A 24,649-nucleotide genomic window follows, 5' to 3' on the forward strand; every position below is an offset into this window, starting at 1 on the left:
GTCAGCCGGTCACGACGGGACAGGTCGCCAGGTGGTCGTCGACCAGGCCGCACGCCTGCATCGCCGCGTACGCCGTCGTCGGGCCGAAGAACCGCAGGCCCTCCTTCTTGAGGGCCTTCGCCATGGCCGTCGACTCTTCCGTGACAGCGGGCACGTCGGTCCACGTCGCGAGGCGCACGCCGCGGGGCGGGGGAGCGAACGACCAGAACAGCTCGTCCAGCGTGCGCCCCTGCGCGTGCAGCGCGACGACGGCGCGGGCGTTGCCGATCGTCGCCTCGATCTTGGCGCGGTTGCGGACGATCCGGGCGTCTGCGAGCAGCCGCTCGACGTCGTCGGGACCCATCGCGGCGACCAGCTCCGGCTCGAACCCGTGGAAGACCTCGCGGAACGCCTCCCGCTTGCGCAGGATCGTCAGCCACGACAGCCCGGACTGGAAGCCCTCCAGCGCGATGCGTTCGAGGAGGGCGGCCTCCCCGTGGACCGGCAGTCCCCACTCGGTGTCGTGGTAGTGCTCGTAGAGCGGGTCGCCGTCGCCGAAGCAGCGGGCGGATGGCGTGGAGCCGAAGGTCTGGTCCGTCATGGCTCCAGCGTGCCGCAGGCCTCCGACGTCGTTCCGACGTCGTCCACAGGTACTGGACGCCGGTGTCCTGACCTCCCCTCACGCGTCTGCGTCTGCGTCTGCGTCAGCGTCAGGGGGCGGAGACCACCAGCGCGGAGCTGTGCCCGCCGAACCCGAACGCGTCCACCAGGGCGTGCCGCGCCGTCGTCGGCCGGGCGGCGGTGACGAGGTCGAGGTCGACCTGCGGGTCCAGCGCGGACGTGTGCAGCGTGGCGGGGACGACGCCGTCGCGCATCGCGCCGAGGGCGGCCAGCACGCCGAGGGGTCCGGAACCGCCGAGCAGGTGTCCCGTGGAGGCCTTCGTGGCGGTCACGGGCGCGGTGACCCCCACCGTGCTCAGGGCGCGGGCCTCGTTGAGGTCACCCGCAGGGGTGGACGTCGCGTGGGCGTGCACGAGCCCGACGTCCGACGGCATCAGCCCGGCCGAGCGGAGCGCGAGGCGGATCGTGCGCGCCTGGTTCACGTGCTCCCCGCCGACGATGTCGTGCGCGTCCGAGGTGAGGGAGAACCCGTCGACGGCGCCGAGGACCGTGGCGCCGCGCGCGCGGGCGTGCGACTCCTCCTCCAGCACCACCATCACGGACCCCTCGCCCATGACGAACCCGTCCCGGGACGCGTCGAAGGGGCGGGACGCCGTCGTGGGGTCGTCGTCGTCCTCCGTGGACCGGGTGGACATCGCCCTCGCCCGGGAGAACGCCGCGACGACGAGGTCGAGGACGCTCGCCTCGACACCTCCGCAGACGACGACGTCGGCCTCGTCGGCGAGGATCGCCTGGCGGCCCATGCCGATCGCCTCGGAGCCGGCGGCGCACGCGGTGACGGGTGCCCGGGCGCCCGCCTTGGCCTTCAGATCGATGGACAGCCACGCCGCGGGGCTGTTCGCCATCACCATCGTCACGGCGTGCGGGGAGACGGCGCGCTGGCCACCGCCGTCGAGCAGCGCGTGCTGGGCGAGCGTCGTCCCGTAGCCGCCGTTGGCCGTGCCGACGGCGACGCCGAGCCGTTCGGGCTCCACGTCCGGGCTGCCGGCGTCGGCCCAGGCCGCGCGACCGGCGACGAGGGTGAGCTGGGCGACGCGGTCGGTGCGGCGTCGTTCCCGGACGGGCAGCGCCTCGAGGAACGCGTCGTCGACGCGCGCGGCGACGTTCACGGACAGGCCCGCGGACCACGGCTCCTCGAGGAGGCCCACGCCGTTGCGTCCGTCGCGCAGGGAGCGCCAGGTCTCTGCCGCCGTGAGCCCGAGCGGTGTGACCGCCCCGATCCCTGTGACCACCGTTCGTCGCACGTCGCGTCGCCCTCCACCGGTGGCGCGCCCGGTTGCGCGCCCGCGGCGCACACGATGCCGCATCGACGGCCACGATGCTCACCGACACGTCGAAACACCCCTGACCTGGAGTTTCTCTCGATCCGAGAAGGCCAGTGGGGCGAGCTGCTCCCGCACCGGCGGTCTCGGTACGCCCGGTGACGGTCGGTGTTCCGCGCGCGGTATCGGGCGGAGGGCGGTTACATGGACTGATTCCCGACATCCGGGACGTGACGGACGAGGAGGTCAGGCAATGAGCCAGGCGACCGAGGCGCCCGGGACGGGCGGAGACCCCGCACAGCCCGGGCTCAAGCGGGTGATGGGGCGCAAGCTCCTGCTGCTGTTCATCGTCGGGGACATCCTCGGCACGGGTGTGTACGCGCTCACCGGGCAGGTCGCCGGCGAGGTCGGCGGGGCGGCGTGGGCGCCGTTCCTGATCGCGTTCGTCGTCGCGACGATCACCGCGTTCTCCTACCTCGAGCTCGTCACCAAGTACCCCCAGGCCGCCGGTGCGGCGCTGTACACCCACAAGGCGTTCGGCATCCACCTGGTGACGTTCATCATCGCGTTCATGGTGATGAGCTCCGGCATCACGTCCGCGTCCACGGCGTCGAACGCGTTCGCCGGGTTCCTCAACGACGGGTTCGGGCTGGGGATGGAGGACGGCTCGACGCCGCTGCTTCTCATCGCCCTCGGGTTCATGACGCTGGTCGCGCTGGTGAACTTCCGCGGGGTGGGGGAGAGCGTCAAGGCGAACGTCGTGCTCACCCTCGTGGAGCTGTCCGGCCTGCTGCTCGTCATCTTCGTCGGCCTGTGGGGGATGACGCAGGGGAGGGCGGACTTCTCGCGCGTCGTGGTGTTCGAGAGCGCCGACGACAAGTCCGTGTTCCTGGCGGTCACGGCCGCGACCACGCTCGCGTTCTTCGCCATGGTCGGCTTCGAGGACTCGGTCAACATGGCCGAGGAGTGCAAGGACCCCGTCAAGGACTTCCCGCGCGTGATGCTCACCGGGCTGTCGATCACGGGGCTGATCTACGTGCTCGTCGCCATCACCGCGGTGGCGCTCGTGCCGGTCGGCGACCTGACCGACCCGTCCAAGGCGTCCGCCCTGACCCAGGTGGTCGCCGCCGGCGCGCCCAACCTGCCGTTCGACGTCATCTTCCCGTTCATCGGCATGTTCGCCGTCGCGAACTCCGCGCTGATCAACATGCTCATGGCGTCCCGGCTGCTCTACGGGCTCGCCAACCAGGGCGTGCTGCCGCGCGCGTTCGGCAAGGTGCACCGCACCCGCCAGACGCCGTGGGTGTCGATCATCGTCACCACCCTGATCTCCTACGGCCTCATCACCTACGTGGTGCTGCAGAGCGGGACCGAGGGCGGTGCGGACTCCGTCGCGCTGCTCGGCGGGACGACGTCGCTGCTGCTGCTGATCGTGTTCGCCGTCGTCAACGTCGCCCTGCTGGTGCTGCGACGCCAGCCCGTGGAGCACCAGCACTTCCGCACGTGGACGCCGCTCGCGCTGCTCGGTGCGGTGACCTGCGCGTTCCTCGCCGGGCCGTGGGCGCGCAGCGAGGAGCAGCAGGAGCAGTACCTCATCGCGGGCGGGCTCATCGCCGTCGGCCTCGTGCTGTCGTTCATCACGTGGCTGTACCGGCGTACGGCCAAGCACGAGAAGCTCGGGTTCGAGCACCCGGAGGAGCTCGACGCCGACAAGCCGCAGGCGGGGTACCCGAAGCGCCGCTGAGCCTCCTGGGTTTCGTTCGGCAGTTCGCGCTTCGTTCGGCAGTTCAAACTGCCGAACGAAGCGCGAACTGCCGAACGAAACCGGCGCGGCCCCGGGTCAGGCGGCCAGCGCCTGCTCGAAGGCGGCGAGCACGTCCGCGCCGAACAGCACGAACCGGACCTCGTCGACCGCGCCCGGGTTCTCGTCGTCCCAGCCGCGCACCGCCTCGACGGCGACCCGCGCCACCTCGGCGGCGTCCCACCCGTACACCCCCGCGCTCACCGCGGGGAACGCGACCGTGCGGGCCTTGGCGTCGGCCGCGACACCCAGCGCGCTGGTGAAGCACGAGGCGAGCTTCGCCGGGTCCGTCTGACCCCGGTGCCGGTTCGGCCCGACCGTGTGGACCACCCACGCGGCGGGCAGGTCGAACCCGGGCGTCACGACGGCGTCGCCCACGCCGAGGCCGGCGGGCAGGGTCGTGCGGCGCAGCTCGCGGCAGGCCTCCAGCAGCCGCGGCCCGGCGGCCGCGTGGATCGCTCCGTCGACCCCGCCACCCCCCAGCAGGGACGAGTTGGCGGCGTTGACCACCGCGTCGACGGCGGCCTCGGTGATGTCTCCCTGGACAGCGGTGATGTGCATGGCGCCTCCTGTCGGGTGCGCTCAGGCCCTGCGGTCAGGCGGTGCCGGCGAGCGTGTCGTCGATGGCGCCGAGGAACGCGTCCAGGTCGCCCGGGTCGCGCGACGTGATGAGCCGCCACCCCTCGGCGTCGCAGACGAAGACGTCGACGTCGCGCCACTCGGCCGCCCCGGCGTTGAGGACGTCCGTGCGCAACGACGGGTAGGACGTCAGCGTCTTGCCGCCGAGCACCCCGGCCTCGACCAGGGCCCACGGTCCGTGGCAGATGGCGGCGACGGGACGCCCCGACTCCGTGAAGCCGCGCACGAGCCGCGACGCGCCCTCCTGCAGTCGCAGCGTGTCGGCGTTGATCGTGCCGCCGGGGACGAGCAGCAGGTCGAACCCGGTCGGGTCGACGTCGTCGAGCCGCACGTCCGGTGCGACGGTGCGCCCCGGGTCCTTGTCGCCCACGAGGGTCTGCACGTCGTCCGTGGACGACGCCGCGACGGTGACGATCGCGCCCCGCTCCCGCAGGTGCTCGATCGGCACCACCAGCTCGTCCTGCTCGACGCCGTAGTTGGTCACGATCGCCAGGACGGTCCGTCCGGTGAGGTTCTCTCCAGCCATGTCCAGCTCCTTCCCGCGGGGTCTCCGTGGTCCTGCCCACCGTAGGCACGGCTGCCCCGACGGTGCACGCCTGGAGGTGTCCGCGCAGGTCAGAGCGCCGTGATCGTCACCTGCAGGGCGTCATGGCCCGTGACGTCCAGGTCGAGCCGGGTGAGCCGCGCGCCCCACACGTCCGCCAGCATCGGATCGTCCAGCGGACGCCCGGTGGTGGCGGCGGGAACACCGACCGGCCAGGTGAGCACGACCGGGGTCGCGCCGTCGAGCGGGTGCACGACGGCGCGACCCGCCGTGAGCCTCACGTCGCCCGCCAGGAGGAAGCGCACGGACGTGCGCCCGCCGTCGGGTCCCGGGCTCGCCGCCGACGCTGCCGGCGATGAGGCTGCGCCCACGCGTTCCGACCCCCGAGGCGCCGACCCCTGCCGTGCCGACTCCCAGGACCAGGAGTCCTGGACCACGATGCACGCAGCGCCGTCGGGCCGGACCGCGCCGTCGGGCCGGACGAGCCTGGCCGTACGACGCCACGAGCGCAGACCGGGCACCGGGTAGGCGCCTGCCAGGTCGAGCGAGAGCCCGTCGTCGGACGGCGACACGTCCCGCGCCGCGAACCGCGCGCCCGCACCCTGCGCGACGCCCGCCACCTCGGGCACCGAGTGCCACGACGACTGCATCATCCACAGGCCGTACCGGTCCGGGCCGAACGTCCGTGCCGTGTACGTCGGCCGTCCCGCGTCCACGACGACGGGCACCCCGTCGGACGCCACGACGACGGACCCGACGTCGTTGTGGTTGTGCGCCTCGCCGTTGTGGCCGCCCTTGGCGGCGAGCGTCAGCCCGGCGGCGGAGCCGGGGCGCTCGCGGACGACGAGCACCTGGGTGGAGGCCCACCAGGTGCGCCCGGGCAGGGGTGCGGCGGCGGCCCCGGCGACGGCGTCGTGCCAGGTCGTGTCGGTGAGCGCGCGCAGCAGCCGTCCGAGCCCGGCCTCGGCCGTGGCGCGGGGCTCCCGGGGGCTGGTGCGCGACACGGCGTAGGCGGCGGCGTCCCGGTCGCCGACGGTGCGGGCGGCGCGGTGCAGCGCGTGCCAGGGGTGGACGTCGGTGGCGCGGGCCTGGGCGTCGGCGAGGGAGAGGTGCCAGTCGCCGCCGAGCTGCATGCGGTGGACGAACGCCACGGTCTCGCGCAGGGCGGGCGGGACGACGTCGGGCGCGAGCGCGTCGAGCACCCCGCCGCTCGCCCTGCGCAGCACGTCGAGGGCCTCCAGGGCGCGGCACGCCCCGTTCCACCAGTAGCCGACGCCCTCGTCGACGGCGCCGTCGACGGGCAGCGCGGCCACGTAGCGGTCGAGCCCCTGGACGCACAGGTCGACGACGTGCGCGCGGTCGGCCTCCTGGCCGGGCGCGTCGAGCAGCCGCAGGGCGGCGACCAGCACGTTGCCGTGGATCCACGGGTTCCAGTTGTGCACGGCGGTGTCGCGGCCGATCCAGTGCCAGTCGCGGCGCGTCACGAACGGGTCGAGCACCTGGGTGCGGGTCTCGTGGCGGATCCGGGCGCGCAGGCCGGGGTAGCGGGCGTCGAGCAGCGGCCCGAGCACGTGGTCGGCCCGGGCGAGCAGCGCGGCGACCTCGCCCGCGCCGAGGTCGAGGACGGGTGCGGTGACGTCGGTGAGGACCTGGCCGTGCGGTCGGGTCGAGTCGTCGTGGGCGGGCCAGCACCAGGACGACTGCTCGCACAGCAGCCACAGGCCGTCGGCGGCCTCGTCGAGGAGCGTGTCGTCCGCAGTGGCGGCGGCCGCGGCGACGGCGCGGGTGACGCGGTGCTGGCGGGCGAGGACGAGCTGTTCGTGGGTGTCGCGGTCGCCGTCGCGGTGCACGAGCGCGGCGGTGCTGGCCAGCGGCTGGGGCCAGGGGGTGGCGAGGTCGGTGCGTGCCCGGTCGAGGATCGCGGCGGCCGTGGGCGGGTGGTCGGTCAGGACGTGCGGCCCCCAGGTGCTGCGGTCGGTGGCGGGCGGCAGGTCGAGGGTGTCGTCCGGCGGGAGCAGCAGGTCCGTCAGGGGTGCGGCGGCGCGGGCGGCGGCGAAGGCGTCGGCCAGGGGGCCGTGGAAGGCGTCGGTGCTCATCGGGCTCCCTCGAGGTGGCTGCGCGTGACGCTACCGCAGTTGACGACAGGCGGCTGTATCGATTCAATACGCGGGACGACGACGAAGGGGACGTGCGTGCACGACTGGGACCGCGACCGCTGGGCCGCCCACGCCGACCACATGCTCGCGGCCGTGGCACCGTTCGCCTCGCCCGGCGGCGCACTGATCACCCTGCCCGGGCCGACGGGCGCCAACAGCCGCGAGATCGCGGGCCTCGAGGGCTTCGCCCGCACGTTCCTGCTGGCCGGCTTCCGGCTCGCGGGCGAGCGCGGCGCGGACCCGCACGGGTACGCCGAGCGGTACGCCGCCGGACTCGCGACCGGCACCGACCCGACGTCGTCGGAACGCTGGGTGCGCCTGTCCGAGCACGGCCAGGCCAAGGTCGAGGCGGCCTCGATCGCCCTGGTCCTCGACCTCACGCGCCCCTGGCTCTGGGACCGGCTCGACCCGCTCGTCCAGGAACAGGTGGTCGACCACCTCGCCGACGCCGTCGGCGACGACACCTACCCGCGCATCAACTGGGTGTGGTTCCGCCTCGTGGTGCAGACGTTCCTGCGCGGCGTCGGCGGGCCCCACTCGCTCGACGAGATGCGCGCCGACCTCGCCACCCACGACACGTTCGCCCGCGCCGACGGCTGGATGGCCGACGGCGCCGAACGGGCCTTCGACCACTACAACGGCTGGGCCCTGCACCTCTACCCCACCCTGTGGGCGCGCATGACCGGCGCCGCCGACCTCGCGGCGGGTCGCCGGGAGCGCGACGTCGCGACGCTCGACCGGTTCCTCGCCGACGCGCTGGCGCTCGTCGGCGGCGACGGGTCGCCGCTGCTGCAGGGCCGTTCGCTCGCCTACCGCTTCGCGGCTGCCGCGCCGTTCTGGGTCGGGGCGATGGCCGAGGTGCCCTCGCACCCGCCGGGCCTGCTGCGCTCGGCGGCGTCCGCCGTCGTCGGGCACTTCGCAGCCCACGGTGCGCCCGACGACGACGGGCTGCTCACCCTCGGCTGGCACCGCTCCTGGCCCCGCATCGCGCAGGCGTACTCCGGGTCGGGCTCGCCCTACTGGGCGTCCAAGGGGATGCTGGGCCTCGCGCTGCCCGCCGATCATCCGGTCTGGACGGAGCCGCCCGCACCACTGCCGGTCGAGCAGGGCGACGTGCTGCGCACCGTCGCCGCGCCGGGCTGGATCGTCAGCGGCACCCGGGACGACGGCGTCGTCCGCGTGGTCAACCACGGCACCGACCACGCCGTGCCGGGATCCCGGGTGGGCGACTCGCCGCTGTACGCGAGGCTCGGGTACTCCACCGCGACCAGCCCGTGGCTCGACGACGCGAGCTGGGACTCGCCCGCCGAGCAGTCCGTCACCCTCGTGGACCGCGCGGGACGCACCACCCACCGGACCGGCTTCGAGACGCTCCGTGCGCCCTGCCTCGTCGACGGCGTCGGCGTGGCGGCCTCGCGGGCCCGGGCGCACTGGCTCGACCCGGATCCCGGCCAGCAGGACCACGGCCACGGTCGCCGCGGGACCGCCGTGGAGGCCGGCCTGCTCACCGTGGTGTCGCTGGTGCGCGGCCCGTGGGAGGTGCGGTGCGTGCGGGTCGACGAGGTCGCCCGCGACGCGGCGCCCGCCGCGCTGCGTGTCGCGGGCTGGCCGGTCGTGACCGGCGACGACCTGACGTCGACGCTCACACCGCTCGCCGGGCGGTGGACGGCGTCCACGGTGCGCCGCACCGGGGCGAGCCCCCTCGGCGACGTCTCCCGGGTCCCCGTGCTGCACGCTCCCGTGGAGGCGGGCACCTGGCTGGCCGTCCTGCTCACCCTGCGCAGGGACGTGGCCGGGCCCGAGCAGGCGGCGCGGCTGACGACCGACGGCGGGGACGCCGTCGTCCGCTGGCCCGACGGCGTCGGGTCGCGCGTGCCGGACACGCTCGCGCTCGCCGGTCCGGACGCCGCCCGGCCGCGGCGGTGACCGGGCCGGTCCAGGGGTTCACCAGCCGCCGAGCACCTTGCGGATCCGTTTCTCGCTGACGGTGCCGTCGGTGCCGAGCTGCTGGGCGAACAGCGAGACGCGCAGCTCCTCGATCAGCCAGCGCACCTCGGCGAGCTCGGCCGCACGGGCGGGGTCGGCGGCACCCGCGGCGTAGGCGGCGCGCGCCCGTTCGTACGCGGCGGTCACGTCCTGCATCCGCCACGCCAGCTCCCCGTCGCGGGCCGGATTCGTGCTCGCCTTCTCCAGCCGGTACGACGCCGCCCGCAGGTAGCGCACCAGGTGCGGCACGCGCCGGGGCGGGGTCGCGGACACGAAGTCGGCGTGCACGAGCCCTGCGACGTGGTCACGGGCGTCCTGCAGCGTGTTGAGCAGTGCCAGGGACGACGACGCGCGCACCTCGCCCTCGACCGTGCGCCAGGCGGTCAGCGCGGCGACGACGTGCCCGACGACGCGGTGCACCTCGTCCTCCAGGTGGCGACGCACGAAGGCCAGCGCCTCGACGTACGAATCGGCATCGCGAATCTGTACAGCCACCGGCCCGCCCGTCGGCGTCCCCGGCGCCTTCTCCGCGTCCGGGCTGGTCAGCGCGTTGACCGCCGCGAGCTGGAGGTCCGTCACCAGGGCATCTGTCGTCCTGTACGGCGCGGCAGCGAGCGTCAGCGACTGCTTCGCCGTCCACCGCGACGTGATCCGCCCGGTCGCCAGCGCGGCCTCGCCCAGCAGCAGCCGCCGCACACCGCGCGCGTGCGCGACGTCCTGCTCCGCGACGTCGGCCAGGACCCGCAGCGCGACCGTCGGGGCTGCGCCCGAGCCCTTCGCCGCCCGCTCCTCGACCAGCGCCGGGTACCCGCGCACGACGACGCCGCCCCCGAGGTCGGTCGACACCGCGCGGGGCAGCACGCCGTCCGCCACCGAGGAGGGCCACGTCGTCAGCCCCTCCTCCTCCCTCACCGTCGTGGGGATGCTGTCGGCGTTGGCGGGTGTCGCGCCGACATCCGCCAACGTCGACGTCCCGGTGCCCGACGGTGCACCCGCCACCCCGGCCCCCGGGCCGCCGGCACCGGCCGAAGCCCGCGCCTCCTCCAACGCGACCCCCACCGCACCCTTGACCGCGGCCCGCACCGCGGCCTCCGCCTGAGGGGCGAGGCGCTTCTGCAGCGAGAGCAGGTCCTTCGACTCGTCGAGCGGCACCGGCCGGGCCGGCTGCGGCGCACGCTTCCGCTTGCCGCCGGAGGGTCGCCGCCGGTCCTCCGCCGCGGGTGCGGCGTCCTCCACGCGAAACGTCACGCGCAGGTGCGCGGGCAGGCGCTCGACCCGTTCGGCGTCCCACACGTCGTCGTCGATGACGACGTCGCGCAGCGCGCGCACGGCGCGCGTGAACTCGACGTGGAACGGGGAGGCCATGTCCCCTGCACGTGTCATGTCCTCCCACGAGGGCGTGTTCTCCCGCAGCCAGGACGCGACCGCCGCGCCGACGTCGGGCGCGGGCACGAGCTCGCGCCGCACCGCCTTCGGCAGGGAGCGGATCGTGGCGACGCAGAGCTCGTCCAGCAGCCCGGGCACCATCCAGTCGAACCCGTCGGGCGCGACCCGGTTGAGGATGGACAGGGGCACGTGCACGGTGACGCCGTCGGCGTCCGACCCGGGCTGGAACTGGTAGGTCAGCGGCAGCGTCACCTCGCCCTGCGTCCACGACTCCGGGAACTCGGAGGTGTCGACCGCCGCGGTGTCGACGAGCTGGTCGAGCGTGAGCGTCATCAGGTCCGGGTCGTCGCGCTGCGCCGCCTTCCACCAGGTGTCGAAGTGGCGGGCGCTGACCACGGACGCCGGGACCCGTTCGTCGTAGAAGGCGAACAGGTCGTCCTCCGACGCCACCAGGCCGCGCTGACGGGACCGCGCCTCGAGCTCCTCCGCCTCGGCGAGGAGGCGCCGGTTCTCGGCGAAGAACCGGTGGTGCGTGGTCCACCTGCCCTCGACGAGGGCGTGGCGCACGAACATCTCGCGCGCGGCCTCCGGGTCGACCTTCGCGAACAGCACCGGCCGGTCGGCGACGACGGGGACGCCGTAGAGCAGCACCTTCTCCGTCGCCATCGCGGCGCCCTGCCGGGTGGACCAGTGCGGGTCGGAGTAGGTGCGCTTCGCCAGGTCGCCCGCGAGCGACTCCGCCCACTCCGGCTTGATCCGCGCGACGTCGCGAGCCCACAGCCGCGACGTCTCGACCAGCTCGCCCGCCATGATCCACTCCGGCGGCTTCTTGCTCAGCGGGGAACCGGGGAAGATCGCGAAGCGCGCACCCCGGGCGCCCACGTACTCGTTGCGGGCGCGCTTGGCGGCCTGGCGCAGGGCCCGCGCGCGGGCCTCGCCGCGCAGGTGCGCCACCGAGGACGCCTTGATCTCCCCGGAGTCCTGCATGCCGATCTGCGACAGCATGCCCGCGAGCAGCGCCCGGTGCACGGTGTCGCCGTCCCACACGCGCCGCCAGTCCTGTGCCGCCCCCTCGGCCTCGGCAGCGGGTGCGGCGCCGTTCGGGTCGGCGTCGGCGGTGGAGGCCGGCCCGACGTCTGCCGGCCCCGCGGCACCGGATCGGGGACGGTGGGCGATGTCGATGTCGAGCTGCTTCGCCATCTGACGGAGCTGCGCGACCACGTCCTGCCACTCGCGCACGCGCAGGAAGTTGATGTGCTCGCTGCGGCACAGGCGGCGGAACGCCGACGACCCCATCTGGTGCTGCTGGTCGCGCAGGTACTCCCAGAGGTTGAGGTACGTGAGGAAGTCCGACGTCGGGTCGGTGAAACGGCGGTGGAGCTGGTCGGCCTGCTCGCGCGACTCGGCGGGACGTTCGCGGGGGTCCTGGATGGACAGCGCCGCGGCGATGATCGCGACCTCGTGGGCGACGCCGTGGCGGGACCCCTCGATGACCATGCGGGCGAGGCGGGGGTCCATGGGCAGGCGCGCGAGGGTGCGTCCCACGTCGGTGAGGCGGGCGGCACCGTCGTGGACGCGCAGGGCACCGAGCTCGGTGAGGAGCTGGACGCCGTCGCGCACGGCCCGGGTGTCCGGGGGCTCGACGAACGGGAACTTCGCGACGTCGTCGGGCGTGGTGACGACGCCGACGGAGATCATCTGCAGCAGCACCGAGGCGAGCGAGGTGCGCAGGATCTCCGGCTCGGTGAACTCGGGACGTCCCTCGAAGTCCTCGGCGGAGTAGAGGCGGATCGCGACGCCGTCGGCGACACGGCCGGACCGGCCGGAGCGCTGGTTCGCCGAGGCCTGGCTGACGGGCTCGATGGGGAGCCGCTGCACCTTCGTCGCCTTGGAGTAGCGGGAGATCCGGGCGGTGCCGGGGTCGACGACGTAGTGGATGCCGGGCACGGTCAGGGACGTCTCGGCGACGTTCGTGGACAGCACGATCCGCCGTCCGGGGTGCGACTGGAAGACGCGGTGCTGCTCGGCCGCGGACAACCGGGAGTAGAGCGGGAGGATCTCGACGTGCTGTGGGTGCCGAGGGTCGCGCACCCGCTCCTTGAGGTGTCCTTCGAGGGCGTCGGCGGCGTCGTGGATCTCGCGCTCCCCGGACAGGAACACGAGGATGTCGCCGGGCCCTTCGCGCATGAGCTCGTCGCAGGCCTCGACGATGCCGGTGACCAGGTCCTTGTCCTCCCCCTTCTTCCTGGCGGGGGCGGCGGGGTCGTGGTCGGGGGTCAGGGGGCGGTAGCGGATCTCGACGGGGAAGGTGCGCCCGGAGACCTCGACGACGGGTGCGGCGTCGGGCAGGACGTCGACCACGGCTTGCGGGGCGCCGCCGACCTCGGCGAGGTGCGCGGGGGAGAAGTGGGCCGCGAACCGGGCGGAGTCGATGGTCGCGGAGGTGATGACGAGCTTGAGGTCGGGGCGGCGCGGCAGCAGGCGGGACAGGTAGCCGAGCAGGAAGTCGATGTTGAGGGACCGCTCGTGCGCCTCGTCGATGATGATCGTGTCGTAGGCGAGCAGGTCGGGGTCGCGCTGGATCTGGGCGAGCAGGATGCCGTCCGTCATCACCTTGACGAGGGTGTCCGCGCCGGACGTGTCGGTGAACCGCACCTGGTAGCCGACGACGCCGCCCAGGGGCTGCGGCCGGGCTTCGTTGATCTCCTCGTTGATGCGGTCGGCGACAGAGCGCGCCGCGATCCGGCGGGGCTGCGTGTGCCCGATCTGGCCGGCGCGGCCGCGCCCGAGGTCGAGCAGGATCTTGGGCAGCTGCGTCGTCTTGCCCGAGCCGGTCTCCCCGGCGACGACGACGACCTGGTGGTCGCGGATCGCGGCGGCGATGTCGTCCCGCCGTGCCGAGACGGGGAGCTGTTCCGGGTAGGTGATGGGAGGGACGACGACGGCGGCCCGCGCCGCGGCGGCCCGGTCGAGCTGTTCGCGGCTCACCCGGGCCGGGCGGGGCGCGCCGTCCTGACGTCGCTGGTTCCGGTTCCGGTTCCGGCCGCGTCGCGCACCGCGGGACCGGTGCTCGGTGCCGTCGCCTCGCTGCCCGCCGTCGTCGGCGGGGCGCGGGGTGGAGGACTGCTCGGTGCTCACGACCTCCCATTCTCGCAAGACGATGCAAACCCTTTGCGCCTACCCTCGGGCTACCCACGCCGAACCGGAGGCGCACATGCTGGACGTCGTCGTCGTCGGCTCCGGCCCGAACGGGCTGGCCGCCGCGGTGACCCTGGCGCGCGTCGGGCTCTCGGTGACGGTGCTCGAGGCCCGGCCCACCGCGGGCGGCGGGGCGCGCACGGTCGACCTGGGGCTCGCTCCCGGGATCGTCCACGACCTCTGCTCGGCGGTGCACCCGATGGCGTGGGCGTCGCCGTTCTTCCGTGCTCTGGACCTGGCGGCGCACGGCGTGGAGCTGCTCACCCCGGCCGTCTCCTACGCGCAGCCGCTGCTCGACCGGCCCGCGGGCGTCGCCTACCGCGACCTGGACGCCACGACCGACCGGCTCGGAGTCGACGGCCCCGCCTGGCGGGCGCTGCTGGGCCGCCTGGCCACCCGCTGGGAGGCCGTCGTGGCGATCGCGACGGGCGACAAGAGGTCCGTCCCGCCGGGGCTGCTGGGCGCCGGGGGCCCGGCGGGCGCCCTCCGGTTCCTGGCGGGCATGCTCGAACAGGGGTCGCCGGCGTGGGGGGCCCGGTTCCGCACCGAGGAGGCCGCCGCCCTGCTCACCGGGGTCGCCGCGCACTCGATCGCGCCGTTGCCTTCGCTCACGTCGGCCGGCACGGCGCTGCTGCTCGGCGCGCTCGGCCACGCCGTGCCCCACGCCGTGCCCCACGCCGTGCCCCATGCCGTGCCCCGCACCGGCGGGTGGCCGATCCCGCGCGGAGGCTCCGGGGCGGTCACGGCGGCACTGGTCGCGGACCTCGAGGCGCACGGCGGCACCGTCGTCACCGACCACCCCGTGCACACCCGGCACGACCTGCCCTCCGCCCGGACGTACCTGTTCGACACCCCCGCCCGGACGCTGGTCGACGTGCTGGCCGACGCCCTGACCCCCGCGCGAGCGCGGCGACTGTCCCGGTTCCCGGCCGGGAACGGGGCGGCGAAGGTCGACCTGGTGCTGGACGGCCCGGTGCCGTGGAGCGACCCCGAGGTGGGGCGTGCGGGGACGGTGCACGTCGGGGGCACCCGGTCCGCGATGGCCCGTGCCGAGGCCGCCGTGGCCGCGGGGCGCCACGCGGAGGCGCCGATGTGCCTGGTCAGCGACCCGACCGTCGTCGACCCGTCGCGCGAGGTCGGGGGCTTCGCCCGTTGTGGACGTACGCCCACGTCCCGACCGGATCCACGCGCGACGTCACCGAGGACGTCCTGACCCAGCTGGAACGCTTCGCACCCGGCGTGCGGGACGTCGTCGTCGCCGCACGCTGCACGCCCGCAGCCCGGCTGGTCGACCACAACCCCAGCCTGGTCGACGGCGACATCGCCGGGGGTCGCACCAGCCTGTGGCGGATGATCGCCCGGCCGACCGCCGCCGCAGACCCGTACCGGCAGGCCGGGGGCGTCTACCTGTGCTCGGCGTCCACCCCGCCCGGACCCGGCGTGCACGGCATGGCGGGCTGGCACGCCGCGCGACGTGCCGCCCGGGACGTCTTCGGCGTGCGGGTCCCGGCGCTCTGAGCCGGTGCGCCGAGGGTGAGGGCCGGAGGTGAGGGGCCGGAGGTGAGGCGGTGGGGGTCAGGTGTCGAGGGTCAGGTGGTGGGGATCGTCGACGTGACCGCGGTCGTCGTCGCGAACATCGACAGCACGAGCCCGAACCAGGCGACGACGACGAGCACGCCGACCACGGTGAAGGCGATCGACAGCCACAGGCCCCAGGTGCCGAGCGCGTTGGGCGCACCGGCCTTCTTGGACTGGGACAGGGCGATCGCGGACACCACGATCCCGGCCGGCGGCACGAGGAACGCGAGGATGAAGCCGACGATCCCCATCGTGCGGCCGGGGATCTCCGGGACGTACGGCGGGTAGCCCTGCTGGGGGTAGGCCTGCTGGGGGTAGGCCTGCTGGGGGTAGGCCTGCTGCGGGTAGCCCTGCTGGGGGTAGCCCTGAGGCGCCGGCGGCTGCTGGCCCGGCACCTGCTGGCCGGGCGTCTGCGGCGCGGACGCCTGCTGGTCCGCGGGCGGGCCGTAGCCGTACCCCGCCTCCCCGTAGCCGTCCGTGGGCTGCTGCCCGCTCCCGGTCGGGTTGCCCGGGGGCGTCGAGGAGGGGTCCGGGGTCTGGTAGGGATCGCTCACCCGGCCAGTGTCGCGGATCGACGCTCCGAGCACCAGGACCCTCCGCGGGAGCCCGCCGGATGGACCAGAATCGAAGGATGTTCGCCCGACCCGTCACCACGTTCGACCTCGTCCCCCGTCGTGTGCGCGTGCACGCCGTCCGCCGCCTCACCGGCTCGATGGTGCGCACCACCTTCCGTGACGCCCCCGGTGCCGACGGCGCGTCCGGTGCGGATGGCGTGACCGGTTCCGGTGGGACGACCGGGGCCGCGGCGTCGTCCGTGGCCGCCCTGCACGCCCCGGGCCCCGACGACCACGTGAAGGTGTTCCTGCCGGACCCGGCCACGGGCGTGCTGCACGCCCCCACGCTCGCGCCCGACGGCGGCATCCAGCGCCCCGCGGGTGGCGTGTCGATCTCGCGGGAGATGACGGTCCGCGCCACCCGCACCGTGGACGGCGCGGGCGAGGTCGACGTCGACTGGGTGCTGCACGCAGGCGACGGTCCGGCGTCGGCGTGGGCGGCCGCCGCGCGCGAGGGGGACGAGGTGGTGCTCGTCGGCCCCGGCACGAGCCGCGCCGTCCCGGCGGGCATCGGCCGTCTCACCCTCGCCGTCGACGAGACGGGACTGCCGGCCGCGGCCCGCTGGAGCGCCGCCGTCGGACCGGGGGTGCGCGTGACCGCGATCGTGGAGATCGGCGACGACACCGACGAGGACGTGGTGGAGGCCGAGCTCGCCGGGGCCGACGTCGAGATCCTCTACCGGTCCGACGGGCCCGGACAGCTGGCCGAGGCGGTGCGCTCGCTCGGGACGCCCGACGACGACGAGTACGTCGTCGCGCTCGGTGAGGCGGGCGAGCTGGTGCCCCTGCGCCGGCACCTGCGCGGCCTCGGGGTGGGCCCCGACCTGTCGACCGTCGCGGGGTACTGGCGGCGCGGCACCGTCAACCTCGACCCGGACGCACCCCTGGACCCGAACGACCCCACCTGAGCCCGACCTGCGCGGCCGCCACCAACGGCTAGAAGTCGCGGGCCGTCTCGGCGTGCGCGTGCCCGATCCGCCGCAGGTGGACCCGCCGGGCCAGGCGGATCCCGGGGCGCAGGAGCATCTGCACGCTCCCGATCAGGAAGAGCACCGTGCCGGCGGTCTCCGTGGACGAGCTGAAGAACAGCGCGCTGCCCACCACGAACCAGAGGCCGATCAGGATGTCGTTGGCGATGCTCGCCGACTCGTAGCGGTCGCGCACGACGATCTCGTCGTGGCCGACCTGGAGGTGCAGGGGCGGGTCGTCGGGCATGCCGTCCACCTTCGGGGCAACGTCGGCGACGCGCAACAGCCGCCGACCGACAGGCCCCCCGACGAGCGCTCGACGCCCCCGCTCGGCCGGTCAGCCGGCGGCGTCCTCGGTCTCGCCGCGCAGACCGTCGATCTGCTCCTGCAGCTGGGCGAGCAGGTCGGCGACCTCGTCGGCACCGTTCTCGCGGGCCTGCTCGGTGACGTGCCTGACCTCGGCGCTCGCGGCCTCCAGCGCCACCTGCGCGTCCTCCAGCGCGACGACGGCGCCGTCCTCGGCGGACGCGGCCTGGTCGAGCGCGGTGCGGGCCTCGTCGGTCGCGGCCTGGGCGGAGGCGACCGCGTCGGTCACCTGGCCCTGCAGCTCGGCGGGGACGTCGGTGACCTGCTCGGAGAGCTCGTTGATGTCCTCCTCGATCGCCTCCGCCTGGCTCTGCGCGTCGGCGATGAACTGCTCGACGTCGACCCCGGTGGCACAGCCCGTGAGCATCATCGCCAGGGCGAGCAGGCTGGCTGCGGCGAAGCGGGAGGGGTTGCCGCGGCCCTTGGAGGCGGTCGTCATCGACGTCATGGCCGCCATTCTGCCCCGTCCGTGCACGTTCGGACGATGTCCCTCGTCACAGAACTGTGGAGATCGTGCGCCAGGATCATGCTCGCCCCGGCACGGCGTCGTCACCCGGGACGGCGTCGCTGCTCGGTGGCGCGGTGGAACCGGACGTGGGCGCCGGGCGGGAGCTGGCCGAGCATCCACAGGTGGGTGTGGGCGACGGCACCGACCACGGGGTAGCCCCCGGTGACGGGGTGGTCCGGGCCGAGGACGACGGGCCGTCCGTCCGGGGGGACCTGCAGCGACCCGGTGACGCAGCCCTCGCTCGGCAGCTCGCGTCCGGTGGCGGCCGCCGTGCGCTCCAGCGGTGCGCCGGCGAGCCGCAGCCCCACCCGGTCCGACCGTGCGGTGACCTCCCACGCCTGACCGAGCATGGTGTCCAGGGCGGCGGGCGTGAACCAGTCGTCGCGGGGTCCGACGACGACCGGAAGGTGCACCACCTCGCCTGCGGCGGGCAGGAGGTCGGGGTCGGGTGCGCCCGTGTCGGTGGTGGCCACGGCGTCGCCGGGCGCCGGTCCGACGCCGATCCTGTCGCCGGCCGCCAGGGGTGCCGGTCCCAGCCGCCCCAGGACGTCCGTGGAGCGGGAGCCGAGCACGGGCTCGGCGAGGAGCCCGCCACGCACGGCCAGGTAGGCGCGCAGACCCCGGCTCGGATGCCCGACGACGAGCTCGTCGCCGGCCGCCAGCGCCACCGGCCTGGCCGCCGTCGGACGACGGGCCGCACCGCCGTCGGCGGGGTGCACGGTGAGGTCGCAGGGTGCCCCCGCGACCGCGACGACCAGGTGACCGTGGGCGCGGACCCGCAGCCCGCCGAGCGTCTCGACGACGGCGGCGTCCGCGCGGTCGCCGACGGCGCGGCGGGCGGCGCGCAGGCTGCGCGGGTCGAAGGCGCCCGACGGGGTGACGCCGAGGTCCGTCCGCCCCGCGCGGCCGAGGTCCTGCACGAGGGACTGCAGCCCGGCGTCGACCACATCGACGGCCGATCCCTGGTGGCTTCGTTCGGCAGTTCGAGCTTCGTTCGGCAGTCCGAACTGCCGAACGAAGCTCGAACTGCCGAACGAAGTCCAGACCGAGGCCCGCTCCGCCACGAACCGCACCCGATCACCCGGCGCCCACCGGGCCGGGCGCTCGCGACCCAGGTCCCAGAGCACCACCTCCGTGCGCCCCAGGAGCTGCCAGCCGCCCGGACCCTCGCGGGGATACACCCCCGCGTACTCCCCGGCCAGCGCCACCGACCCCTGCGGGACCCGGGTGCGCGGCGACTCGCGCCGGGGCACCGCCAGGCCCGGGTCGTCACCCACGAGGTAGCCGAACCCGGGAGCGAACCCCATGAACGCCACCGTCCACGACGCCGCGGCGTGCCGCCGCACCACCTCTTCGACGCTGCACCCCAGCAGGCGTGCGACGTCGGGCAGGTCCTCGCCGTCGTACACCGTCGGCACCTCGACGACGCCGCCCTCGTGCACCGACGCCGACGGCGTCACCGCGCGCGCCCGCAGGGCCGCGGTCAGTGCGGCACGGTGGATCGCGACCGGGTCGAACCGCACCAGCACCGTCCGCGCGCCCTGGACCGACTCGAGGGTGCCCGGGACCGGATCCGCGCGCAGCGAGCGGTGCAGCCGCACGGCCGCGTCGAGGTCCGGGACCTCGACGAGCAGCACGTCGTCGCGCGCCGTGCGCACCGACAGGGCCGAGGGCGTCGGCACGGGACGCGGCACGGGGCTCATCACGGGCCCGTCACCCGCGCCCGGCGAAGGGTCGCAGGTCGACTCCGGCCGCGGCCAGCACGTCGCGCACGCGTGCCGCCGTCCCGACCGCCCCCGGGGTGTCCCCGTGCACGCACACCGAGTCGGCCGCGACCCGCACGTCGCTGCCGTCGACCGCCGTGACCATCCCCTCGGTGACCAGCCGCAGCATGCGCGCGGCCACGACGTCCGGGTCGTCGAGCACCGCACCGGGTTCGCTGCGCGGCACCAGCGTCCCGGCGGGGGAGTAGGCGCGGTCGGCGAAGGCCTCCGCGGCCGTCGGCAGCCCTGCCTCGCGGGCCGCGTCGAGCGCGGCGCTGCCGGGCAGGCCCAGCATCGTCAGCGTCGCGTCCACGTCGGCGATGGCCACCGCGACGTCCCGCGCCACCCGCTCGTCCACCGCCGCTCGGTTGTACAGCGCCCCGTGCGGCTTCACGTACGCCACCCGACCTCCCTCGGCCGCGGCGATCGCCTGCAGCGCGCCCAGCTGGTAGACGACGTCGGCCCGCAGCTCGTCGGCGGGGACCTCCATCGCGCGGCGTCCGAATCCCGCCAGGTCGTTGTAGGCGACGTGCGCCCCGATGACGACGCCCCGCGCGACGGCGGCGCGGACGGTTCGGCGCATCGTCGCGGCGTCGCCCGCGTGGAAGCCGCAGGCGACGTTCGCGCTGGTGACGATGTCCAGCATGTGGACATCGTCGCCGAGCTGCCAGCGTCCGAAACCTTCACCCAGGTCGCTGTTGAGGTCGACGGTGTGCGGCGTGCCCGCAGGTGAGGCGTTCATTGGTCCAGTCTGCCCGCTCGAGAGGTGCTCGCAGCGGCGCTCGCGAGGCGGTTTCGCCCGGTGCACGACTGGCGTCCGGCGAGCAGTTCACGCACAGTTGTGTGAGGCGACGCCGAGGTGTGCAACGATGCGCCCGACCAGCACCGAAGCTCGGGGAAAGGTTCCACGTGACGGTCGACGACAGCGATGACCGCGAACGCCGTGACGACGACGTCGTCGCGGCTTCTCCGCGGAGTGCCGTCGAGCCCGTCGAACCACCCCGGCACCGGGTCGCCACGCGGTGGCACACCGCCGGCGCCGGCCTCCTGACCCTCGCGCTGACCGCCGGGTTCATGACCGTCTCCGCGACGGCTCTGCCCTGGAACGACTTCGCGACGCACCCCGACTTCACCGCACCCGTGGCCGACGACGCCGAGAGAGCCGGCCTGGTGGTCGGCGGTGCGTCGCCGAGCGGCCCGCAGACGATCGACCAGGTGCTCGACGTCATCGAGCGGGCCGAGCTCGCCGCCGTCGAGCACGGCGTCGAGATGGGCCCCGACGTCCAGCAGGCTGCCGCCGGGCTCGGCTCGCTGCTGCTGACCTACGTGGCGCAGCAGGACGCTCTCGTCGACCCGCGCGTCGACGCCGCGCCACCGGCCGACGCGGCCGCTCCCGCTGAGGACGCGGCACCCGATGAGGCCGAGGACGGCACCGGGGGCGGTCTCGAGGACGGCATCGCGGACGGTGCCGGGCAGGGCGCCGGCACCGACCCGGAGGACCCCGCCGTCGGCGACGAGCCGGACACGACGCCCGAGGTGACGATCCGACCGCCGTCGGCCGCCCCGACCCCTCCGCCGTCCGAGGAGGTCCCGCCGTCGGGCGAGGTCGCCGCGACGCCCACCGCCGGGGCGGGTACGACGACCTCGAAGGTCGCCCCGGCCGCGTCGGGCGTGCTCGACCCGGTCGACCGCCTGCTGCCGGCGCCCGCCACCGCCCCGGAGTCCGCCGCCGGTGCGGCGGTCCGGGTCAACCGGACGGTCGACCCGGACGTCACGACCGACCCGGACGTCGACCCCGAGGCCGCCGAGGCGCCCGCGCCCGACGTCGCGACGGAACCGGGGGCCGCGCCCACACCGACACCCGCTCCGACGCCGACGGCGCCCGAGCCGACCTCCGGCGTCGCGCCCGCCCCGCAGGACGAGGCGGAGCACGCGACCGGCGACGAGGCGGAGCACGAGCACGAGCACGAGGACGGGCCGGTGACGTTCGACGACGTCGTCGTCGCGGCCACCTACCTCGCCAGCCTCCTCGACCCGATGTCCGCGTCCGTCGTCGTCGACGTGCAACCGGCCGTCACCCGCCTCCCGGACGGCACCTACGTCTCCGACGACGGCGTCCCCGTCACCGCGGACGGCATCCCGCTCGACCTGGCGCGGTCCGGGCTCGCGGCCTCGCTGCAGGCGATGGTCGACCAGCACGCCGCGTCCACGATCGGGTACAGCAACGGCCGCATCCCGGCATCGGTGCTCTGCACCGTGCCGTGGGCCACGTGGCACATGCTGCGCTGCGACGCGGCGGCCCAGCTCGAGGCGCTCAACGAGGCCTACCGCGAGCAGTTCGGCACCGACATCCCGATCACCGACTCCTACCGCTCCTACGACGCGCAGGTCGCCGTCCGGGCCGCGAAGCCGACCCTGGCCGCAGTCCCCGGCACGTCGAACCACGGGTGGGGTCTCGCGCTGGACCTGTCCACGCCGATCTCCGGGGGGACGTCCGCGGAGTACGCGTGGCTGCGGGTCCACGGCCCGGACTACGGCTGGGACAACCCGGTGTGGGCGCGTCCCGACGGGCGCAAGCCCGAGCCCTGGCACTTCGAGTTCTTCGCCGCCGGCCCGATCCCCGACCGGGCGGTGTCCGTCGAGGACGTCGCGACCGTCGGCGGGTCCGGCGGGTCGTCCGACGACGCCCGGGACCAGGGCGACGCGAAGGACAAGGACCCGAAGGACAAGGGCGGCTCGACGAAGAACCCGAAGGACAAGGACCCGAAGGACAAGGGCTCCCAGGGCGAGGACGCCAAGGACAAGGGCTCGAAGGAGCCCGAACCGTCTCCGAAGCCGTCGGCCAAGCCCAGCCCGTCGCCGTCCCCGAAGCCCACCACGACGCCGAAGCCGGACCCCACGCCCACGCCCTCGCCGTCGGTCAAGCCCAGCCCGACACCGACGGCGTCCCCGACACCGTCGCCGTCGCCGTCGCCGTCGACCGAGCCGAGCCCGACGCCCTCGTCGACGCCGACCGAGCCGGCCCCGCAGACCTCGGCACCGCCGACCGATCCGACGCCGGAGCCGTCGCCGTCGGCCCAGGGCAAGTCCCTCGCGACGTCCCCCAAGGACGGCGACGACGACGAGGAGCAGCGCGACCAGTGAGCAGGAGCTCGGCTCTCGGTCCCGAGGGCGTTCGTCCGGAGCGCACCGGCCCATGACCGACACCCGGACCCAGGAACGTGCGCGCCGGGGGCTCGAGGCCAGCGGGGCCGCGTTCAGCATCACGAGCCACGGCCCGGTCGCGTCCCTGGACGAGGCCGCCGCGGCGCGGGGACTGTCGCCTCACCAGATCGTCAAGTCGCTGGTGGTCCGCCGCGGGGACGACGACTTCCTGTTCGTCCTGGTCCCGGGGGACCGGACGATCTCCTGGCCCAGGCTGCGCGCCCTGCTCGGCGTGAACCGGCTGTCGATGCCGGACGCCGACGTCGCGCGCGCCGTGACCGGGTACGAGCGGGGGACGATCACGCCCTTCGGCGCAGTCACCGCGTGGCCGGTGGTGGTGGACTCCCGGGTCCCCGGCACGGGCACGGTGTCGATCGGTGCCGGAGGGCACGGGGTGGCCGCCTCGCTGGACGCGGACGACCTGGTCCGCGTGCTCGGGGCACAGGTCGCCGACGTCACCGACCCCGGTGTGAGCACCGGGTGAGGTCACACCCTCGCGAACGCCGCGTCCCACTGGACGAAACGCCGCGAGGGGGAACACTCGTTCATTGGCTGCCGTGCTGGGGGGTGTCGGCGGCCCTCAGGCCGCCGACGGCACAATTGGAGCATCGACCCCGATGGACATCGACCGCACCACGGAGCTCGAGCCCGACCCTGATGCAGGGTCGGGCATCGCCTGCCAGCACCAGGAGGACGGCACCTACCTCACGCTGTGGGGTGAGGTGGACGCTGCGCTGCGCGAGTCGGCGAGCGACGCGATGTCGGCGGTCGTCTCCCGGTCCGGCACGACGCCGATCGTGATCGACTCCCGGGACGTCACGTTCCTCGACTCCTCCGGGGTCGCCTTCATCCTGCAGGTGTACATGCTGGGTCAGGAGTCCGGGGCGCCCGTGCAGCTCCTCGAGCCGTCCGAGGCGGTGACGGAGGTCCTGGAGATGATCGGTATGGGGGACAGGATCCCGGTGGTGCGCGAGGAGCAGACGGCGGGCGCCTGACAGCGTCGGCAGGTCAGTCCGCGCGCGTCGTGGCACGGTGCACGAGCCGTGCCGGGACGACGACCTGCTCGGGCTCCCCGTCGTCGGCGGGGTCCGCGAGGCGGTCCAGCAGCCGCAGGGCGGCTGCGGCCATTCGGTCGTGACCCGGGTCGACAGTCGTCAGTGCGGGCACGGTGAACTCTGACGCCGCGAGGTTGTCGAAGCCGACGACCTGGACGTCGTCGGGCACGCGCAGACCCGCTTCGGCGAGGCCGGCGAGCGCTCCCGTGGCGAGCGTGTCCGTGACGGCGAAGATCCCGTCGAACCGCACGCCGTCGTGCACCAGGCGGCGTACCGCGTCGCGTCCGGCGGCGAGGTCGGCGCTCGGTGCGGGGGCCACGAGGCCGGCGGCGGGTCGCAGCCCCGCGGCGGTGTGCGCCTCGGTCCAGCCGGCGGTGCGGGCGGGCATCATCCCGGCGGCGGGGGACGGCGTGGTGCCGCCGACGATCGCGACGTGCTGCGACCCGGTGGCCAGCAGGTGGGCGGTGGCGAGGCGGGCCCCGACGACGTTGTCCATGCGGACGTGGTCGTAGCGGGTGGGCATGTCCTGCTCGCCGAGGAGCACCAGGGGTGCCGACGTCTGCAGGGCGTCGAGGTCCGCGCCCGACATCCCGACGACCGACAGCAGGACGCCGTCGTAGAGCTGCCAGCGCGTCTGGGAGACGGCGGCGAGCTCGCCCTCGCGGCTGGCGCCCGTCTGCTCGACGACGAGGTGGCGGCCCTGCGGTTCGAGGATCCGGGCGATGCGGGCGGCGAGCTCGCCGAAGTAGGGGTGGTCGAAGTGCGGGACGACGAGGGCGACGGTGTCGGTGCGTCCGGCGCGCAGGTGCCGGGCGGTGAGGTTGAGCTCGTAGCCGAGGGCGGCCGCGGCGGCCTCGACGCGTTCGCGCGTGGCCGCGCTGACCGGTCGGCGGCCGGTGAGCGCGTTGGACACGGTCATGGCGGAGACGCCGGCGGCTCGGGCCACGTCGCTCATGGTCGG

At 74.7% G+C, this 24,649-nt stretch carries 18 protein-coding genes and 1 pseudogene; 7 read left to right on the forward strand and 12 right to left on the reverse strand.

What is annotated here, in order from left to right:
* Position 1 precedes the first annotated feature (1 nt).
* Both ACNHYB_RS11690 and ACNHYB_RS11695 read right to left on the reverse strand, forming a co-directional pair.
* Entirely contained in the window at positions 2-580 is a 579-nt protein-coding gene (locus ACNHYB_RS11690; protein ID WP_418275512.1) for a DNA-3-methyladenine glycosylase I, read from the reverse strand.
* A gap of 109 nt (positions 581-689) precedes the next feature.
* Positions 690-1,892, reverse strand: coding sequence for a beta-ketoacyl-[acyl-carrier-protein] synthase family protein (locus ACNHYB_RS11695; RefSeq protein ID WP_418275513.1), 1,203 nt, complete (start codon positions 1,890-1,892; stop codon positions 690-692).
* A gap of 283 nt (positions 1,893-2,175) precedes the next feature.
* Between ACNHYB_RS11695 and ACNHYB_RS11700 the strand changes: the two genes are divergently transcribed.
* Positions 2,176-3,666 (forward strand): APC family permease, encoded by a 1,491-nt coding sequence (locus ACNHYB_RS11700; RefSeq protein ID WP_418275514.1) that lies wholly within the window; start codon positions 2,176-2,178, stop codon positions 3,664-3,666.
* A 96-nt stretch (positions 3,667-3,762) separates the two neighbouring features.
* On the opposite strand, the gene ACNHYB_RS11705 is transcribed toward ACNHYB_RS11700, so the two are convergent.
* From ACNHYB_RS11705 to ACNHYB_RS11715, 3 genes are all read right to left on the reverse strand, one after another.
* Entirely contained in the window at positions 3,763-4,284 is a 522-nt protein-coding gene (locus ACNHYB_RS11705) for an O-acetyl-ADP-ribose deacetylase (protein WP_418275515.1), read from the reverse strand.
* 34 nt (positions 4,285-4,318) lie between these two features.
* Complete coding sequence (locus ACNHYB_RS11710; RefSeq protein ID WP_418275516.1) at positions 4,319-4,888, reverse strand: DJ-1/PfpI/YhbO family deglycase/protease; 570 nt, start codon at positions 4,886-4,888, stop codon at positions 4,319-4,321.
* A gap of 89 nt (positions 4,889-4,977) precedes the next feature.
* Entirely contained in the window at positions 4,978-7,002 is a 2,025-nt protein-coding gene (locus tag ACNHYB_RS11715; RefSeq protein ID WP_418275517.1) for a hypothetical protein, read from the reverse strand.
* Between the two features lie 96 nt (positions 7,003-7,098).
* On the opposite strand from ACNHYB_RS11715, the gene ACNHYB_RS11720 reads away from it, so the two are divergent.
* A complete protein-coding gene (locus tag ACNHYB_RS11720; protein ID WP_418275518.1) occupies positions 7,099-8,988 on the forward strand; it encodes a DUF2264 domain-containing protein in 1,890 nt (629 codons plus the stop codon).
* A gap of 18 nt (positions 8,989-9,006) precedes the next feature.
* Here the strand turns inward: ACNHYB_RS11720 and hrpA are convergent, their stop codons facing one another.
* Entirely contained in the window at positions 9,007-13,572 is a 4,566-nt protein-coding gene (gene hrpA / locus ACNHYB_RS11725; protein ID WP_418275519.1) for an ATP-dependent RNA helicase HrpA, read from the reverse strand.
* Between the two features lie 76 nt (positions 13,573-13,648).
* Here hrpA and ACNHYB_RS11730 point away from each other — a divergent pair.
* Positions 13,649-15,150: pseudogene (locus ACNHYB_RS11730) on the forward strand (phytoene desaturase family protein).
* A gap of 71 nt (positions 15,151-15,221) precedes the next feature.
* On the opposite strand, the gene ACNHYB_RS11735 reads toward ACNHYB_RS11730, so the two are convergent.
* Positions 15,222-15,764, reverse strand: a complete 543-nt coding sequence (locus ACNHYB_RS11735) for a hypothetical protein (RefSeq protein ID WP_418275520.1) — start codon at positions 15,762-15,764, stop codon at positions 15,222-15,224.
* A 77-nt stretch (positions 15,765-15,841) separates the two neighbouring features.
* Between ACNHYB_RS11735 and ACNHYB_RS11740 the strand changes: the two genes are divergently transcribed.
* The gene (locus ACNHYB_RS11740; RefSeq protein ID WP_418275521.1) at positions 15,842-16,732 is read left to right on the forward strand and encodes a siderophore-interacting protein; all 891 of its coding nucleotides are present in this window, start codon (positions 15,842-15,844) and stop codon (positions 16,730-16,732) included.
* 28 nt (positions 16,733-16,760) lie between these two features.
* On the opposite strand, the gene ACNHYB_RS11745 is transcribed toward ACNHYB_RS11740, so the two are convergent.
* The 4 genes from ACNHYB_RS11745 to ACNHYB_RS11760 all read right to left on the reverse strand — a co-directional run bounded on the left by ACNHYB_RS11745 (position 16,761) and on the right by ACNHYB_RS11760 (position 20,171).
* Positions 16,761-17,039 (reverse strand): YrhK family protein, encoded by a 279-nt coding sequence (locus ACNHYB_RS11745; protein ID WP_418275522.1) that lies wholly within the window; start codon positions 17,037-17,039, stop codon positions 16,761-16,763.
* Positions 17,040-17,129: 90 nt separating this feature from the next.
* Entirely contained in the window at positions 17,130-17,606 is a 477-nt protein-coding gene (locus ACNHYB_RS11750) for a hypothetical protein (RefSeq protein ID WP_418275523.1), read from the reverse strand.
* Positions 17,607-17,707: 101 nt separating this feature from the next.
* The gene (locus ACNHYB_RS11755) at positions 17,708-19,369 is read right to left on the reverse strand and encodes a 5-oxoprolinase/urea amidolyase family protein (RefSeq protein ID WP_418275524.1); all 1,662 of its coding nucleotides are present in this window, start codon (positions 19,367-19,369) and stop codon (positions 17,708-17,710) included.
* Positions 19,370-19,379: 10 nt separating this feature from the next.
* Positions 19,380-20,171, reverse strand: a complete 792-nt coding sequence (locus ACNHYB_RS11760) for a LamB/YcsF family protein (RefSeq protein WP_418275525.1) — start codon at positions 20,169-20,171, stop codon at positions 19,380-19,382.
* Positions 20,172-20,338: 167 nt separating this feature from the next.
* Here ACNHYB_RS11760 and ACNHYB_RS11765 point away from each other — a divergent pair, with 167 nt between their 5' ends.
* The 3 genes from ACNHYB_RS11765 (at position 20,339) to ACNHYB_RS11775 (ending at position 23,628) form a co-directional block, all read left to right on the forward strand.
* Positions 20,339-22,573: a M15 family metallopeptidase gene (locus tag ACNHYB_RS11765; protein WP_418275526.1), complete on the forward strand. Its 2,235-nt coding sequence runs from the start codon at positions 20,339-20,341 to the stop codon at positions 22,571-22,573.
* Between the two features lie 52 nt (positions 22,574-22,625).
* Complete coding sequence (locus ACNHYB_RS11770; RefSeq protein ID WP_418275527.1) at positions 22,626-23,117, forward strand: aminoacyl-tRNA deacylase; 492 nt, start codon at positions 22,626-22,628, stop codon at positions 23,115-23,117.
* A 133-nt stretch (positions 23,118-23,250) separates the two neighbouring features.
* Complete coding sequence (locus tag ACNHYB_RS11775; protein WP_418275528.1) at positions 23,251-23,628, forward strand: STAS domain-containing protein; 378 nt, start codon at positions 23,251-23,253, stop codon at positions 23,626-23,628.
* 13 nt (positions 23,629-23,641) lie between these two features.
* Here the strand turns inward: ACNHYB_RS11775 and ACNHYB_RS11780 are convergent, their stop codons facing one another.
* Positions 23,642-24,643 (reverse strand): LacI family DNA-binding transcriptional regulator, encoded by a 1,002-nt coding sequence (locus ACNHYB_RS11780; protein WP_418278037.1) that lies wholly within the window; start codon positions 24,641-24,643, stop codon positions 23,642-23,644.
* Positions 24,644-24,649 lie beyond the last annotated feature (6 nt).

The organism is Isoptericola jiangsuensis (genome assembly GCF_048320105.1).
GTDB classification, from domain to species: Bacteria; Actinomycetota; Actinomycetes; order Actinomycetales; family Cellulomonadaceae; genus Isoptericola; species Isoptericola jiangsuensis_A.

Excerpts from the sequence above, each read along its gene's own strand:
- ACNHYB_RS11690 (WP_418275512.1), bottom strand. The coding sequence starts at position 580 with ATGACGGACCAGACCTTCGGCTCCACGCCATCCGCCCGCTGCTTCGGC.
- ACNHYB_RS11700 (WP_418275514.1), top strand. The coding sequence starts at position 2,176 with ATGAGCCAGGCGACCGAGGCGCCCGGGACGGGCGGAGACCCCGCACAG.
- ACNHYB_RS11705 (WP_418275515.1), bottom strand. The coding sequence starts at position 4,284 with ATGCACATCACCGCTGTCCAGGGAGACATCACCGAGGCCGCCGTCGAC.
- ACNHYB_RS11710 (WP_418275516.1), bottom strand. The coding sequence starts at position 4,888 with ATGGCTGGAGAGAACCTCACCGGACGGACCGTCCTGGCGATCGTGACC.
- ACNHYB_RS11715 (WP_418275517.1), bottom strand. The coding sequence starts at position 7,002 with ATGAGCACCGACGCCTTCCACGGCCCCCTGGCCGACGCCTTCGCCGCC.
- ACNHYB_RS11740 (WP_418275521.1), top strand. The coding sequence starts at position 15,842 with ATGTTCGCCCGACCCGTCACCACGTTCGACCTCGTCCCCCGTCGTGTG.
- ACNHYB_RS11745 (WP_418275522.1), bottom strand. The coding sequence starts at position 17,039 with ATGCCCGACGACCCGCCCCTGCACCTCCAGGTCGGCCACGACGAGATC.
- ACNHYB_RS11750 (WP_418275523.1), bottom strand. The coding sequence starts at position 17,606 with ATGACGTCGATGACGACCGCCTCCAAGGGCCGCGGCAACCCCTCCCGC.
- ACNHYB_RS11755 (WP_418275524.1), bottom strand. The coding sequence starts at position 19,369 with ATGAGCCCCGTGCCGCGTCCCGTGCCGACGCCCTCGGCCCTGTCGGTG.
- ACNHYB_RS11760 (WP_418275525.1), bottom strand. The coding sequence starts at position 20,171 with ATGAACGCCTCACCTGCGGGCACGCCGCACACCGTCGACCTCAACAGC.
- ACNHYB_RS11770 (WP_418275527.1), top strand. The coding sequence starts at position 22,626 with ATGACCGACACCCGGACCCAGGAACGTGCGCGCCGGGGGCTCGAGGCC.
- ACNHYB_RS11775 (WP_418275528.1), top strand. The coding sequence starts at position 23,251 with ATGGACATCGACCGCACCACGGAGCTCGAGCCCGACCCTGATGCAGGG.
- ACNHYB_RS11780 (WP_418278037.1), bottom strand. The coding sequence starts at position 24,643 with ATGAGCGACGTGGCCCGAGCCGCCGGCGTCTCCGCCATGACCGTGTCC.